The sequence below is a fragment of the Amycolatopsis sp. NPDC058340 genome (genome assembly GCF_042723975.1).
Taxonomy (GTDB): domain Bacteria; phylum Actinomycetota; class Actinomycetes; order Mycobacteriales; family Pseudonocardiaceae; genus Amycolatopsis.
In genome coordinates this window covers 108,409-123,120 of record NZ_JBHXIB010000011.1, presented here as the reverse complement: position 1 = coordinate 123,120, position 14,712 = coordinate 108,409, and the positions used below count along the sequence as shown (strand labels likewise).

Below are 14,712 nucleotides of genomic sequence, written 5' to 3'. Positions count from 1 at the left end.
GCTTGACGCAATGAAGGGGGCCTTCACGTACTTGGGGAGGGCGCTCTACATCGGCTGAGCGGAGCGCTCCGCGGCACGAGCGGCGACGTCGGCGTCACCGCAGAAGCCGGTCAGACGGCGTTTGAGGCAGAGCAGGCCCAGGATGGCACCGCCGTCGTCGACCACGGCGAGACGCCGCTGCCCGCGAGCCAGGAGGAGACGGCGCGCCTGCTCGGCGGGCATGTCCGCGGGCACCGTCCGGCCTGACAACCGCGAGTGGGGCAGCGCGAGGCCGGTGCCGTCCAGGTCAGCGGGCAGGTCGGTGCGTACGAGGGTGCCGATGAGCCGTCCGGCCTCGATGAGCAGGAGCATGTGGACGTGGTCGTCGGCGAAGCAGGCCCGGGCCTGATCGACCGAGATGTCCACGGGCGATGTCTTGGGCTGTCGCACCAGCACGTCCCCGACGGTCCTGCCGATCAGCCCGGGTGGGGCGGAAGCGGTCACGAAATCTCCTTCCTGCTCGAGAGGTGGCAGGGCGCACGTAGCGTTCCCGGTCCGCTCAGCGCAGGGCCCGGTCTCGCACGGCCGCCGGCGTCGGGGCAGGGGTCACGGGCTTCCCCCGGCGGCCGCGGTAGACGACGTAGGGCCGCCACAGATACGCCAGCGGTGCCGACCAGACGTGGACGAGCCGCGTGAAAGGCCACAGCGCGAGGAACAGGAACCCGCCGATCGCGTGCAGCTGGTAGACGAGAGGCGCCCCGGTCATCAGGTGCTGTTCGGGAGAGAACCAGAAGACGCCACGGAACCAGACGGCGATCGTCTCGCGGTAGTCGTAACCCTCGCCGAGGAGGTTGGTGCCGATCGTGGCGGTCATCCCGAGCACCACCATCGCGGCCAGCGCGGCGTAGAGCACCTTGTCCATCGTCGTGGTGACCCGGCGGACGCGGCGGTTGACGAAGCGGCGGGCGATCAGCAAGACGAGCCCGGCCACGAGCATGACACCGGTGACGGTGCCGCCCCAGACGGCGGTGGCGTGGTAGACGTGCTCCGAGATGCCGATCTTCGCCGTCACCGAAGCGGGTACCAGCAGGCCCATGGCGTGACCGGCGATGACACCGAACGCTCCGAGGTGGAACAACGGTGAGCCCAGCCGGAGGATGCGGCTCTCCAGCAGTTGGCTGGTATGGGTGGTCCAGCCGAACTGGTCGTGGCGCCACCGCCACACGTGGCCGAGCACGAACACCGCCAGGCAGGCGTAGGGGACGACGATCCAGACGAACGTGCTCACGGGACACTCTCCATCGAACGGTTGGTGAAGGGGTTTGCGTGGGCACACGCCTCGGTACTGAGGTCGGGGCCGAAGCCGATGGTGTCGACATCGGTGCCGTATGGCGCCAGTCCGACCGATTCCACGGGAGGACCGTCTTCGGCGAGCGCGCGGATGGTGTCCCGGTCGGCCTCGGTCAGGGGCGGCAACGCGGCGACGACCGCTTCGAGCAGGTGCCGGTACGGTGATCCGCTTTCGTTCAAAGTGGAGCGCAGGAGCTCCAGGCCCCGGCGGTGCTGGCGCAGCGGTGCCTCGCCGTCGCCCTGGCCGGCGATCGCGGCGAACTCGAGTACCACCGGCAGCAGATCGGGCAGCTCGCCAGGGGTCAGGCGCAGGCCGTGGGCGCGGTAGCGCTGCTTGAGGGTGAGCAGGGCGATGCCGCGCTTGCGGGTGTCGCCGTGCAGGTAGTAGGTCAGGTACAGCCCTGAGCGGCGGCGCAGGTCGAACGTGCGCACGTAGTGGGTCTCGATCTCGAGGGGATCGGTGGTCAGGAACCAGTCGAGGAACGCGGTGAGTTGTTCGCGGACCTCGCGATGGGTGATCTCGCCGATGGCGGCGGACAGTTCCTTCCGGGCACCGATCAGTGCGGCGTCGGGGTAGGTGAGCAGAACCGAAGCGAGTTCGAACAACCGGCTCCGGTCGGCCCCCTCCACAAAGGACTGTTCGGGCGCGGTCATGAGCGGCCTCCGGCGGGGTCGATGGTCAGGCCGAGCCTGCCGTCGCCGCGGCGGGCGAACAGGCTCCGGCGGCCCGGGCGGACCTGCCGGTCTTCGGTCACGAGGTGGAACCGCTCGGCGGTGGCGGCAGGTTCGGTCATCCCGGGGCCGCCGTCGCAGTCCAGCGAACAGTCCGAAGTGGACGCCGCCTGTGCTTCGAGTGCGGCGGCGTCCTTGGCATAGGCGGTGGGGATGACGTAGCGCTCGTCGTACTTGGCGATCGCGAGCAGCCGGTACATCGCCTCGATCTCCTTGCCGGACATGCCCACGGCCTCGCAGAGTTCCTCGGCGACGGTGCCGTCGAGGGTGCGGGCGCGCATGTAGGAACGCATCGCGGCGAGCTTCATCAGCACACCCGCCACCGCGTCGGCGTCACCCGCGGTGAACAGTTCGGCCAGGTATTCCACGGGGATCCGCAGATCGCGGATGGTGTGGAAGACGTCGTCGGCGTCGGTGTCGTCGCGCCCCGCGGCGTTGACGGCGTCCAGCACGGGGGATAGCGGCGGGACGTACCAGACCATCGGCAGGGTGCGGTATTCCGGGTGCAGCGGCAAAGCGATCTTGTACTCGCTGATCAGCTTCCACACCGGCGAGGCCTGCGCGGCGAGTATCCATTCCTCGGGCAGGCCCGCCTCGGTCGCCAGGCGCACCGTTTCGGGATCGTGCGGGTCCAGGAACACGGCTCGTTGCGCGGCCAACAGTTCCTGCTCGTCATCGACGGAGGCGGCGGCGAGCACCGCGTCCTCGTCGTAGAAGACCAGCCCCAGATAGCGCAGCCTCCCGACGCAGGTCTCCGAACAGATGGTGGGCTGGCCTGCTTCGATGCGCGGGAAGCAGAAGGTGCACTTCTCGGCCTTGCCGGTGGCGTGGTTGACGTAGACCTTCTTGTAGGGACAGGAGCTCACGCACATCCGCCAGCCGCGGCAACGGTCCTGGTCGACCAGGACGATGCCGTCCTCGTCGCGTTTGTACATCGCACCCGACGGGCAGGCCGAGACACACGCGGGGTTGAGGCAGTGCTCGCAGATGCGGGGCAGGTGGAACATGAAGGTCTTCTCGAACTCGAACTTCACCCGTGCCGCTGCGTCGGGGTCCATCGCGGTGATGTTCGGGTCGGTCCCGGCGCGCTCGTGGGCGCCGCCGAGGCTGTCCTCCCAGTTCGCGCCCCATTCGAGGTTCATCGGCTCCCCGGTGAGGGCCGACCTCGGTTGTTTGACCGGGGTGTCGGTGAGCCCGGCGGGCGCGGTGACGAGGACGTCCTTGTCGAAGGTCGCGGGCTCGTAGTAGTCCTCAAGTGTCGGAAGGTCGGGATTGGCGAAGATGCGTGAAAGCCGCTTCGCGCGTCCGCCGGAGCGCAGGACCAGCCGCCCCTTCTTGTCGAGCTTCCAGCCGCCCTTCCAGCGTTCCTGGTCCTCGTAGTGCTTGGGGTAGCCGATACCGGGTTTCGTCTCGACGTTGTTGAACCAGACGTACTCGGTGCCTTCGCGGTTGGTCCAAGTCTGTTTGCAGGTCACGGAACAGGTGTGACAGCCGATGCACTTGTCGAGGTTCATCACCATCGCGACCTGGGCGCGGATGCGCATGTCAGTACTCCACTTCCTGGCCGCGGCGGCGGATCACGGTGATCTCGTCGCGCTGGCTGCCGATGGGGCCGTAGTAGTTGAAGGCGTAGGTCAGCTGGGCGTGGCCGCCCGCGAGATGGGTCGGCTTGACGAGCAGCCGGGTCATCGAGTTGTGGTAGCCGCCGCGCTTTCCCTCGCCCTTGCCGTGCTTCTCGGTCTTCGGGACGTTCACGGTGCGTTCGGGGGAGTGGTACTGGAACACCGTGCCCTCGGGCATCCGGTGGCTGACGACGGCGCGGGCGACGATCACGCCGTTGCGGTTGACGGCCTCGACCCAGTCGTTGTCGGCGACACCGATCTTGGCGGCGTCCTCGACGCTCATCCAGATCACCGGACCACCGCGGGAGAGCGCGAGCATGAGCTCGTTGTCGTGGTACATCGAGTGGATGGACCACTTCGCGTGCGGAGTGAGGAACCGGACGGTCACGCCACCGTCGGCGAGTTCGCCGGGCTTTCCGAAGTGCCGGGCCATGTTCAGCGGCGGCCGGTAGCCGGGCAGGTGCTCGCCCAGCTCGGCGACCCAGTCGTGCTCGACGAAGAAATGCTGCCTGCCGGTGAGGGTGTGCCATGGCTTGCGCCGCTCGACGTTGATCGTGAACGGCGAGTAGCGGCGGCCGCCCTTCTCCGAACCGGACCACTCCGGGCTGGTGATCACCGGTTGCGGCGCCTCCTGGGTGGCCGCGTAGGTGACGTGGTCGGTTTCGTGGCCTTCGACCAGGTCGGTGAACTGCTGCCCGGTCCGCTTTTCCAGCTGCTGGAAGCCCTCGTGCGCCACCCGGCCGTTCGTCGTGCCCGACAGCGCGAGGATCGCCTCGCACATCCGGTCCGCTGTGGACAGTGACGGCCGTCCCGCGAACGGTCCGTCGGGCACGACGCCGTTCTGGTGGCGCAGGTACTCCAGCTCGGTGGTGACGTCGACGGTGATGCCCTTGGTCGTGGTGCCGAGCTTGTCCAGCAACGGGCCGACGGCACGCATCTTCGCGCCGATGAGCGTGTAGTCGCGTTCGATCTCGACCAGCTTCGGCATCGTCACGCCCGGCACCGGTTCGCACTCGCCGCGTTTCCAGTCCCGGACCCGGCCGGACGGCGTCGCGAGCTCGTCGGGGGTGTCGTGCTGCAGCGGCGCGGCGAGCACGTCGCGGCGGGTACCGAGGTGGGTGACCGCCAGCTCACTCACCTTGTCCGCGATGGAGAGGAAGGCGTCGTAGTCGGTGTGCACCTCGCCCGGAGGGGCGACGGCCGGGGAGAACGCGTGCACGAACGGGTGCATGTCGGTGGTCGAGATGTCGTGTTTCTCGTACCAGGTGGCGGCGGGCAGCACGACGTCGGAATGCAGGCCGGTGTTGGTCATCCGGAAGTCGATCGCGGTGAGCAGGTCGAGCTTGCCGGTCGGCGCTTCGTCTCGCCACGCCACGTCGCGGGGCCGCTCACCGGGACCGCACTCGTCGGCCGACGCCAAGGAATCCACGCCGAGCAGGTGCTTCATGAAGAACTCGTTGCCCTTGCCGGACGAACCGAGCAGGTTCGCCCGCCACAGGGTCAGGCAGCGAGGGAAGTTCGCGGGGTCGTCGGGATCGTCGGCGACGGCCTTGAGCCGACCCGCGCGCAGTTCGGCGACGATGTGCTCGCTCGTGCTCAGCCCCGCGGCCGCGGCCTCGTCGGTGAGATCGAGCGGGTTGCGGTCGAACGCGGGGTGGCCCGGCGACCAGCCCATACGCTGGGCGGCCGCGACGGTGTCGGCGAACGCCATACCCGCCAGCCGGCCTTGTCCCAGCGGCGAGGCGAGCTCGTCGGCGGGCACCTTCTCGTAGCGCCACTGATCGGTGTGCAGGTACCAGAAGGGCGTGCTCGCCTGGTGCCGCATCGGGCGCTGCCAGTCGAAGGCGAAGCTCAGGTGCTGTTGTCCGGTGATCGGCCGCGCCTTCTCCTGGCCGACGTAGTGCGCCCAGCCGCCGCCGTTGACCCCTTGGCAGCCGGTCAGGGTGACCAGCGCGATGAACGCGCGATAGGTCATATCCGAGTGGAACCACTGGTTCGCGCCCGCGCCCAGCGCGATCAGGGACCGGCCACGGCTGCGCTCGGCGTTGCGCGCGAACTCGCGCCCGATCTTGGCCGCCATCGCCGCGGGCACGCCGGTGAGCCGCTCCTGCCACGCGGGGGTGTGCGGGGCGCCGGCGTCGTCGTACCCGGTGGGCCATTCGCCGGGCAGGTCGCCGCGACGGACGCCGTACTGGGCCATGATGAGGTCGAAGACGCCGGTGACGAGGTGGCCGCCCACGCGCATGACCGGGACGCCGCGGCGCATGGTGGCGCCGCCTTCGGTCTCACCGATGTCGAACCGGGCGAGGTCCACGGGGACCTGTCCGGTGGCGTGATCGAACACGCCGAGCGCGGGCACGACGTCGCCGAGGTCGAGGTTCCACCGGCCTTCTCCCTCTGGGCCGTAGCGGAATCCCAGCGACCCGCCCGGCACCACTGGGGCGCCGGACGTGTCGTCGAGCAGAACGGTCTTGTGGTGCGCGCCAGTGTCCTCGTCACCGAGGTCCGCGGCGGTGAGGAACCGGTCCGCGGCGTAGACGCCCGGCTCGCGCTCGCGAAGCGTCACCAGGAAGGGCAGGTCGGTGTAGGACCGCACGTAGTCCGTGAAGTAGGGGACTTGGCGGTCGCGGAAGAACTCGGTGAGCATCACGTGGCCCATGGCCATCGCCAAGGCGCCGTCGGTGCCCGGCCTCGGGGCGAGCCAGTCGTCGGCGAACTTGACGTTGTCGGCGTAGTCCGGGCTGACCGCGACGACCTTAGTGCCGCGGTAGCGGGCCTCGGCGAGGAAGTGGGCGTCCGGAGTGCGGGTGACCGGGATGTTGGAGCCCCACATGACCAGGTAGGTGGAGTTCCACCAGTCGCCGGCCTCGGGGACGTCGGTCTGGTCGCCCCACACCTGGGGTGACGCGATCGGGAGGTCGGCGTACCAGTCGTAGAACGACAGCAGCGTGCCGCCCAGCAACGCGTGGTAGCGGGTGCCCGCCGCGAAGGACGCCATGGACATCGCCGGAATGGGCGAGAACCCGACCACGCGGTCAGGCCCGTGGGTCTTGGTGGTGTACACGTGCGCGGCGGCGACCATGGTGGTCACCTCGTCCCACGAGGCACGCACGAAACCGCCGCGACCGCGCTGTCCTTTGTAGACGGATGCCTTGCGCGGGTCCTCGACGATATCCGCCCACGCGGCGACCGGATCGCCGAACCGCTGAAGCCCGGCCCGGAACATCGTGATCAGCGAGCCTCGCACGTAGGGGTGCCGGACACGGGAGGGCGAGTACTCGTACCAGGAGAACGACGCGCCGCGCGGACAACCCCGGGGTTCGTAGTCGGGGCTGTCCGGTCCCGTGGTCGGGTAGTCGGTCGCCTGGTGCTCCCACGTGATCAGCTCGTCCTTGACAAACACGTTCCACGAGCACGAACCGGTGCAGTTGACGCCGTGGGTCGACCGCACGACCCGGTCGTAGCTCCATCGGTCGCGGTAGAACGACTCCCAGGCGCCGGAATCGATCTGGTGCAGAGTCCGTCCGTGGTCACCGACCGTCTCCCCGGTCAGGAAACGACGGGCACCGAGCAGCGGCCCGTGTCCGGGAACGTGGTCGTTCGCAGGTACAGGATGGGAAGGCACGGGGACGAGGCTCCTTCGAGTGATCCGGACACCGGGGCAGAGGGCGGGTGGCCGGTAAGGCATCACCCATGTTCGGCGAGAGCCGACCGCCGATCACCAGGCGAACGTCCCGCACCGAGGGACCTTCGGTCCCGTCGTGCCGGGCCGTCCGGCGGCCGGCCGGTTAAGGGACGTTCGGCCCGCGTCGACGGGACCGTCGATCTCTGTTGGGCCGCCGGGCCGGTTCGCATCCTTGAGCCGTCCACTACTTACGACGAGAACGTCCGAGGCGACATGACGACGCACGTGACAACGCCGGGCACGCATCCGGCCAAGGGCAACGAGGACGAGAACCACAACGGACCGCCTGCCGGGCGGCGGATGCTCATGCTGGCGATCGCGACCGTGGGCTTCGCGGTGAACTTCTGGGCGTGGGCGTTGCTGAGCCCGCTCGGCCCATTGTTCAAAGAGGACCTCGGGCTGAGCTCGTTCCAGCAGGCGCTGTTGGTCGCCGTACCGGTCGTGGTCGGCTCGGTGGGGCGGATCCCCGTGGGTGCGTTGACCGACCGGTACGGCGGACGCGTGATGTTCCCGCTGGTCTCGGCGGCGACGATCGTGCCGGTGCTCTTCCTCGGCCTGGCGGGGAACACCTCGCTGGCTGCCCTGCTGATCGGCGGGTTCTTCCTCGGCATCGGCGGTACCGCGTTCGCCGTGGGGGTGCCGTTCGTCAACGCCTGGTTCCCGCCACGGCGACGTGGGCTGGCGATCGGTGTGTTCGGGGCGGGCATGGGCGGCACCGCGATCAGTGCCTTGACCACCGTGCAGCTCGTGGACGCCGGCGGAGCGGCGGTACCGTTCGTGCTCACCGCCGTGGTGCTGGCTCTCTACGCCGTCATCGCGTTCCTCGTGCTGCGGGACGCGCCGGGCCGGACGGTGCCGACCGAGTCCGCCGTCCGCCGCTTGGCCGACACGGCTCGTCTGCCCATCACTTGGCAGGCCTCGGCGCTGTACGCGGTCGCCTTCGGTGGTTATGTCGCGTTTTCCGTCTACCTTCCCGCCTATTTGAAGGCCGCCTACGGGCTTACTCAGGCCGACGCGGCGAACCGGATGGCGGGCTTCGTGCTCTTGGCCGTGCTGATGCGCCCTGCGGGCGGATGGCTTTCCGACCGTTTCGGTCCGGTGCGGGTGCTGGCCGGAGTCTTCGCGGTGGTCACCGCGGCGGCCGCGGTCACGGCGTTCACCCCGGCCTTGATGCCGGTCGGCACGATCACTTTCCTGTCCATGGCCGCCGCGCTCGGCGCCGGCAGCGGAGCGGTCTTCGCGCTCGTCGCCCTGCTGGCACCAGGGAACAAGGTCGGTTCGGTCACCGGGATCGTCGGCGCCGCAGGTGGGCTGGGCGGATTCGTGCCGCCACTGGTGATGGGCGCCCTCTACGGCGCGTTGGGCTCCTACGCGCTGGGTCTGGCCGCACTGGCCGCTGTCGCCGCCGCCGCGCTGGCCTTCACCACGACCGCTGTCCGTCGTGTGATCGCCGAGCGGAACGGCCTGGTGGCCACCACGACCTGACGTGCCCGCAGCGGTCCTGTGGTGCTTCAGAGCCGGACATCGTGTCTGGAGGGCGCGGCGAGTTTGCGGAGTACGTTGGCGACATGGTCCTCGACGGTGCGCCGTGAGATGAACAGGGCTTGGGCGATCTCCCGGTTGGTGTGGCCGTTCGCCAGCAACCGTGCGACATCGTGTTCGCGCGGTGACAGCTGCGTGCCGTAGCTGCGGCGGCCACGCACGGAAGGGATGACGGTGCCGGTGCTGCGGACGTGGTGACGGCACCGGGCGGCGTCGACGGTGGCGCCGAGGGCGTCGAACGTGACGGCCAGCTCACGGAACACCGAGGGCTCGGCGCCGGTGACGCGAGCGGCCTTGTCGGCGCACTGCGCGGCGCGGTAACGCTGCCCGAGTTCGTCGTAGCGCAGCCGTGCGTCACGGTAATGCTGTTCCGCTTCGTCGTGATCTCCCGCCGAGGCGGCCAGCTGTGCCCTGCACACCGTGAGCGCCGTCCGCGCCGAGGGTGCGTCGATGCCTTCCAGCCCTTCCTCTGCCTCCGCGACCAGCTGTCGCGCGGCGTCGGGCTCGTCGTCGGTGAGGTAACACTCGACAGCCTGGGGGACTATCTCGGCTGTCCATGCCCAGGAGCCCTTCGCGCGCAGGAGAGCCAGTCCGCGCTCCACGTGGCCGCGAGCCGCGGCGTCGTCTCGGCTGAGCAGCATGGCGGCCATCCCGCCCGCCGCGGCCACCGCCACCGGGATCACCGCCGTCGGATGGGTGTCGAGGGCGGCGTGGAATCCGTGTTCGGCGGTCAGCCAGTCGCCGCGTGCGGCGGCCAGCCAGCCGATGACGAGGTTCAGTTCGTTCGCGATATGTGGCAGAGGGGAATAGAACCGAATACAGCCTTACCGTCCAGTGAGCTGACCAGGACCCTGTGGAGCCCGTGACCATCACGCGGTCACGGGCTCCACAGGGGAATGGTGAGGTAAAGGTGTCGTGCTCGTCAGCTGGGCTGAAGGGGGCTTTCGCTGCGTCTGATGCGGTGATGGGCCCCTTCGCGTCTTGCTTGCGCGCCGTGTTGGCGAGTTGAGTGCGCCCAATGTGGCATTGGGACGGCGAGGGTCCCCCATGCCACATTGGGCGCATCGGGGCGCCGGACCGAGCCGCGGGTACGCCGCTCGTGGCTGGCCATGGCGGGCGCGGCCGACAGCCGCTACACCCTCGAACTCCTTTGCCCGCTGCGACGGACCAAGACACCCAAGCTGTTGATCTGGGGCGAGGACGACCGCTTCGAAAAGGTGGAGTACGCGGAAAATTCGCACGGGAGATACCGCGAACCACGCTCGTGCGGATTCCGGAAGCGCGACACATCCCCACCGAGAACGCGCCAGGCCGGATCGCCTGCGCCCTCGTCGACCTCCTCGCCGGTGATGCGCGCTCAGGGCCGCCCTGTCCACCTAGCCGAGTCGTCCTGTGTCCTTTATGGACTAATGGGTTCCACCTGTCGCGGCGCCAGGTTCAGCCTGGGAAGGCCGGGGAATTCCGAGGGCCGGTGGGTGGCCACCAGCACCGGCCTTCCCTCGGTCGCTGTCAGGATGTCGCAGGCCAGGGCTGTGGCGGTCGGGGTGTCGAGGTGGGCGGTCGGCTCGTCGAGAAGCAGGATCGGCCGCCCGGAAAGCAGGGCGCGGGCCACGCCGATGCGCTGCCGCTCTCCGCCGGAGACCGGTGTCCCGTGCGTGCCCAGCGCCGTGTCGAGACCCTCGGGGAGGGAGGCGAGCCAACGGCCGAGCTGCGCCGACCCGAGCGCGGCCACCAGGTCGTCGTCGTTCGCACCTGGTCCGGCGAGCCGCAGGTTCTCCCGGAGTGTGCTGTCGAACAGATGGGTGTCCGGTCCGCACCAGGCGATCTGAGCCCGCACGGAGTCGGCGTCGTAAGTCCGCGTGTCCACTCCATCGAGCAGGATTCGGCCTCCGGACGGGGCGAGATAGCGCATCAGTGCCGCGATCACCGTGCTCTTGCCCGATCCGGACCGGCCGGTGAGGGCGAGGCGGTTTCCACCGGCGACCCGGAGGTCGAGGTCATGGACGGTGTCCTGCCACGCCTGTGGCCAGCGGATCGACAGCTGCTCGGCCGCGAGTTCCGCGGCGGCGGGGGCCGTCGCGGCGGGAGCGGGTTCCGCCGGTGCCGCCGGGGCCGAATCCAGTTCGCTGAGCCGTCGTGCGGAGTGTCCGGCGCCGAGCAGCCGTTGTGCCGCCTCCGGCAGACCCGAGACGAGCTCTGCGGTCGCGAGCGGAGTCAACGCGAGCACGGCCAGTGCGGGGCCGGGGATCGTGCCGGTCCGTACCGCCAGGGCACCGAGAACGAGACAGGCCAACGAGGTGAGCCCGACCGCGGCCGTGGAGATTCCGGTGCCAAGGCCACGCAGAAGCGCGGAACGACGGGAGAGTTCCGTCAGCCGGGCATCGAGTTCGCGTAACCGCAGATGCCGCCGGACGGCGGCGTCGTGCACGATGAGGTCCGCCGAGCCCTGCAAGAGCTCGACGGTGCCGGTGGTCAGCTCCGCGCGCAGCCGGGCGGCGTCCCGTTGCGCCCGGCGGGCCGTCCGGGCCGCCGCGAGCGGGGCGAGCACTCCCGCGATGAACAGACCGATCCCGGCCGCGATCCCGGCCGCCGGCAGCATGACGCCGAGCATGATGGCGGTGCCGGCGAGGACCGCGAACGTCGAGACCCCGGGCACCACGCCCCGGACCAGGACGTCCTGCTGACTGTCCACATCGGATACCAGCCGGTGCAGGAGATCGCCGCGGCGCAGCCGGGCGCCTTCCGCCGGGCCGATCCGGACCAGCTGCGCCCACACCCGTACCCGCAGTTCGGTGAGGACGCGCAGGGCGACATCGTGCGAGAGCAGCCGTTCGAGGTAGCGGAGGATGCCCTTGGCGAGGCCGAACGTCCGCACCGCGACGATCGCCACCATCAGGCTGAGCACCGGAGGGTGCAGCGCGGCGCTCGCGATGAGCCAAGACGACGTCGCGGTGAGCGCGATCCCGCTGCCCAGCGCTGCCGTCGCGGCCAGGCAGGCCAAGGCGAGCCGCCACCGATGCGGTCGTACGGCGTCCAGCAGTGGTTTCCATCTCGGGACCGGACCGTCCACTGTGGTGGATCCGGCGTCCGGTACGACGGGGGCTGGGCGAGCCGTCGTGGGCTTCTCCACCCGCGGTGGCTCGGTCCGCGCGGTCCGAGGCGGGGTGCCCAAGGTGACGACCCGGTCGCAGCGGGCCAATACCGCAGGGTGGTGGCTGACGATCACCGCGGTCCGTCCCGCGAGCACTCGGGGCAGCCGGTCGAGGATCGCGGCCTCGGTCTCCGCGTCGACTCCTTCGGTGGGCTCGTCGAGGAGGATCAGTGGCCGGTCGAGCAGAAGGGCCCTGGCCAGCGCGACGCGCCTGCGCTGCCCGGTGGACAGTCCGGCGCCGAGTTCGCCGACGACGGTGTCCAGCGGGACATCGAGGGCGGCGGAGTGAGCTGCCGCGCGTACGACGTCATCGGTCGCGCCGGGGGAGCCCAGCCTGATGTTCTCCGCCACGGTTCCGGCCACTAGGTGGGGCCGCTGCGGTACCCAGGCGAGACGTCGATGCCAGGTCGCCCGCCCGATGTCGGCCAGGTCGACGCCGCCTGCCACGACCCGGCCGAGGTCGGGCCGGCGCCAGCCGAGCAGCAGGTCGAGCAGTGTCGACTTGCCCGCTCCGCTGGGTCCGGTGATCCCGACGACCTCGCCGGGCCGCACACGCAGGGTGAAACCGTCGAGGATCGGCCCGGATCGGCCCTCGACCGTGACGTTTTCGCAGCCGACAGACAGCTTCGAGAGGTCGGGTGCCGGACAAGTACCGGTGTCTCCGGAGGGGGTGTCGGCGAGCGCGAGGATCTCTTCCGCCGCGGCGAGGCCCTCGGCGCTGTCGTGGAATCTGGCGCCGACCGCCCGGAGCGGCAGGTACACCTCGGGCGCGAGGATGAGGACGACCAGCGCCGTCCGCAGGTCCAGTTCACCGCCGAGCAGGCGGAGGCCGATCGACACGGCGACGACCGCGACCGACAGCGTCGCCAGCAATTCGAGCGCGAGCGCGGAAAGAAACGCGACGCGCAGGGTCCGCAGCGTCCGGGTGCGGTAGCGCTCGGTGATCTCCCGCAGCGAGCGGATCTGCGCACGGGCGCGGCCGAACGCGGTCAGCTCGGCCAGCCCGGCGACGAGGTCGAGGAAGTGGTTGCCCAGCACCGAAAGCGCCTTCCACTGCTTGCGGACGTCGCGCTGGGTGTAGAGACCGATGAGGATCATGAACACCGGGATCAGCGGTACGGTGACGCCGACGATCACCGCGGCCACCCAGTCTGCCGCCAGTATCCGCACGCCGATCACCAGCGGTACCACCGCCGCGACCAGCAACTGCGGCAGATATCGCGAGAAGTACCCCTCCAGCCGGTCGACGCCGTGAGTGGCCAGCGCGGCGATCTCCGCGGGTGACCGCTCCGCCCGCCGGGGACCGATCCGCAGCGCGGCCGCGATCACGGTCTCCCTCAACTGGGAGAGCGCCCGGGCGGCGGCACGGTGTGCCGCCGTCTCGGCGAGCCAGGCGATCCCGGCTCTGACGAGCACGACCAGCAGCAGCAACCCGAGCGGGATCAGCAGGTCACGAGGCGACAAGCCGTCGAGGAAAGCCGACGTGATCGTCTTCGCCAGCAGCTCCGCCTGGGCGATCACCAGCATCGCGGTGAGCACACCCAGGACGGCGCAAGCGACGACGAACGGCCGGACCGCGCTCGCGTGGCGAAGCAGCCGCGGGTCGAGCGGCTTCATCGGCGTGCCACGGGAAGGCCGCCACCCGCCGGGATCGAGGACCGGCTGATCCGCTTGCGGAACACCCAGTACGTCCACGCCTGGTAGGCGAGCACGATCGGGGTGAACACGGCGGCGACCCAGGTCATGATCTCGAGCGTGTACGGCGTGGACGCGGCATTGGTCGTGGTCAGGCTGAACGCCGCGTCCGTGGTCGACGGCAGCACGTTCGGATAGAGCGACCAGAACAGCGTGAAGGTGACGGCGATGATCGCGCCCGTGGTGCCCGCGAACGCGGCCCCGTCCCGTTCGGCGGTGGCGAACAGGACGCTCGCGACCAGCAGGACGGCCGCGACGGCGGACGAGAGCCACGACCAGCCACCGTGCTCCAGCGCGGTGAAGCCGAGGAATCCGCCGCCGAACACGATCGCCGCGGCACCGAGTGACCTGGCGAGATTACGGGCCCGGTCCCGAAGCGCGTCCGTCGTCTTGAGCGTGAGGAAGACCGCGCCGTGGAAGGTGAACAGGCTCAGCGTGGCCAATCCGCCGAGCAGCGCGTACGGATTGAGAAGAGTGAAGAACGTACCGGTGAAGTGGTGCTGCGCGTCGAGCGGGACACCGTGCACGATGTTGCCGAAGGCGACACCCCACAGCAGGGCCGGAGCCGTCGAAGCGACGACGATGATCCAGTCCCAGGTGTTCCGCCAGCGCGTGCTGTCGATCTTGCCGCGGAACTCGAACGCCACCACGCGCAGGATCAGTGCGACGAGCACCAGCAAGAGCGCCAGGTAGAAGCCGGAGAACAAACTCGCGTACCAGAGCGGGAAGGCGGCGAAGGTGGCGCCGCCCGCGACGAGCAGCCAGACTTCGTTGCCGTCCCAGACCGGGCCGATCGTGTTGATCAGCACGCGGCGTTCGGTGTCGTCGCGGCCGAGGACGCGCAGCAGGGTGCCGACGCCGAAATCGAAGCCTTCGAGCACGAAGTAGCCGGTCCAGAGGAGAGCGATGAGCAGGAACCAGATGTCGGTGAGGGCCATGACAGGTCTCCAGTTTCG

9 protein-coding genes are annotated in these 14,712 nt (G+C 69.7%); 1 reads left to right on the top strand and 8 read right to left on the bottom strand.

Annotated elements, in window-relative coordinates:
• Nucleotides 1-45 precede the first annotated feature (45 nt).
• The 5 genes from ACFWIW_RS16135 to ACFWIW_RS16115 are packed head-to-tail and all read right to left on the bottom strand — an operon-like array spanning nucleotide 46 to nucleotide 7,308.
• Complete coding sequence (locus tag ACFWIW_RS16135) at nucleotides 46-483, bottom strand: CBS domain-containing protein (RefSeq protein ID WP_378369151.1); 438 nt, start codon at nucleotides 481-483, stop codon at nucleotides 46-48.
• Between the two features lie 55 nt (nucleotides 484-538).
• Nucleotides 539-1,267 (bottom strand): respiratory nitrate reductase subunit gamma, encoded by a 729-nt coding sequence (gene narI / locus ACFWIW_RS16130; protein WP_378369150.1) that lies wholly within the window; start codon nucleotides 1,265-1,267, stop codon nucleotides 539-541.
• A complete protein-coding gene (narJ, locus tag ACFWIW_RS16125) occupies nucleotides 1,264-1,983 on the bottom strand; it encodes a nitrate reductase molybdenum cofactor assembly chaperone (protein WP_378369149.1) in 720 nt (239 codons plus the stop codon). Before narJ ends, narI begins: the two co-directional genes overlap by 4 nt.
• Nucleotides 1,980-3,605, bottom strand: a complete 1,626-nt coding sequence (gene narH / locus ACFWIW_RS16120) for a nitrate reductase subunit beta (protein WP_378369148.1) — start codon at nucleotides 3,603-3,605, stop codon at nucleotides 1,980-1,982. Before narH ends, narJ begins: the two co-directional genes overlap by 4 nt.
• A 1-nt stretch (nucleotide 3,606) precedes the next feature.
• A complete protein-coding gene (locus ACFWIW_RS16115) occupies nucleotides 3,607-7,308 on the bottom strand; it encodes a nitrate reductase subunit alpha (protein WP_378369147.1) in 3,702 nt (1,233 codons plus the stop codon).
• 360 nt (nucleotides 7,309-7,668) lie between these two features.
• Here ACFWIW_RS16115 and ACFWIW_RS16110 point away from each other — a divergent pair, with 360 nt between their 5' ends.
• Nucleotides 7,669-8,853 carry an MFS transporter gene (locus tag ACFWIW_RS16110; RefSeq protein WP_378369219.1) on the top strand — a complete coding sequence of 395 codons (1,185 nt, stop codon included), beginning with the start codon at nucleotides 7,669-7,671 and terminating at the stop codon, nucleotides 8,851-8,853.
• A 26-nt stretch (nucleotides 8,854-8,879) separates the two neighbouring features.
• On the opposite strand, the gene ACFWIW_RS16105 is transcribed toward ACFWIW_RS16110, so the two are convergent.
• From ACFWIW_RS16105 to cydB, 3 genes are all read right to left on the bottom strand, one after another.
• Nucleotides 8,880-9,584 carry a LuxR C-terminal-related transcriptional regulator gene (locus ACFWIW_RS16105; protein WP_378369146.1) on the bottom strand — a complete coding sequence of 235 codons (705 nt, stop codon included), beginning with the start codon at nucleotides 9,582-9,584 and terminating at the stop codon, nucleotides 8,880-8,882.
• 725 nt (nucleotides 9,585-10,309) lie between these two features.
• Nucleotides 10,310-13,678: a thiol reductant ABC exporter subunit CydD gene (gene cydD / locus ACFWIW_RS16100; RefSeq protein ID WP_378369218.1), complete on the bottom strand. Its 3,369-nt coding sequence runs from the start codon at nucleotides 13,676-13,678 to the stop codon at nucleotides 10,310-10,312.
• Nucleotides 13,675-14,694 (bottom strand): cytochrome d ubiquinol oxidase subunit II, encoded by a 1,020-nt coding sequence (gene cydB, locus ACFWIW_RS16095; protein ID WP_378369145.1) that lies wholly within the window; start codon nucleotides 14,692-14,694, stop codon nucleotides 13,675-13,677. Before cydB ends, cydD begins: the two co-directional genes overlap by 4 nt.
• Nucleotides 14,695-14,712: the final 18 nt, after the last annotated feature.

Excerpts from the sequence above, each read along its gene's own strand:
- narH (WP_378369148.1), bottom strand. The coding sequence starts at position 3,605 with ATGCGCATCCGCGCCCAGGTCGCGATGGTGATGAACCTCGACAAGTGC.
- ACFWIW_RS16110 (WP_378369219.1), top strand. The coding sequence starts at position 7,669 with ATGCTCATGCTGGCGATCGCGACCGTGGGCTTCGCGGTGAACTTCTGG.
- cydB (WP_378369145.1), bottom strand. The coding sequence starts at position 14,694 with ATGGCCCTCACCGACATCTGGTTCCTGCTCATCGCTCTCCTCTGGACC.
- cydD (WP_378369218.1), bottom strand. The coding sequence starts at position 13,678 with ATGAAGCCGCTCGACCCGCGGCTGCTTCGCCACGCGAGCGCGGTCCGG.
- narJ (WP_378369149.1), bottom strand. The coding sequence starts at position 1,983 with ATGACCGCGCCCGAACAGTCCTTTGTGGAGGGGGCCGACCGGAGCCGG.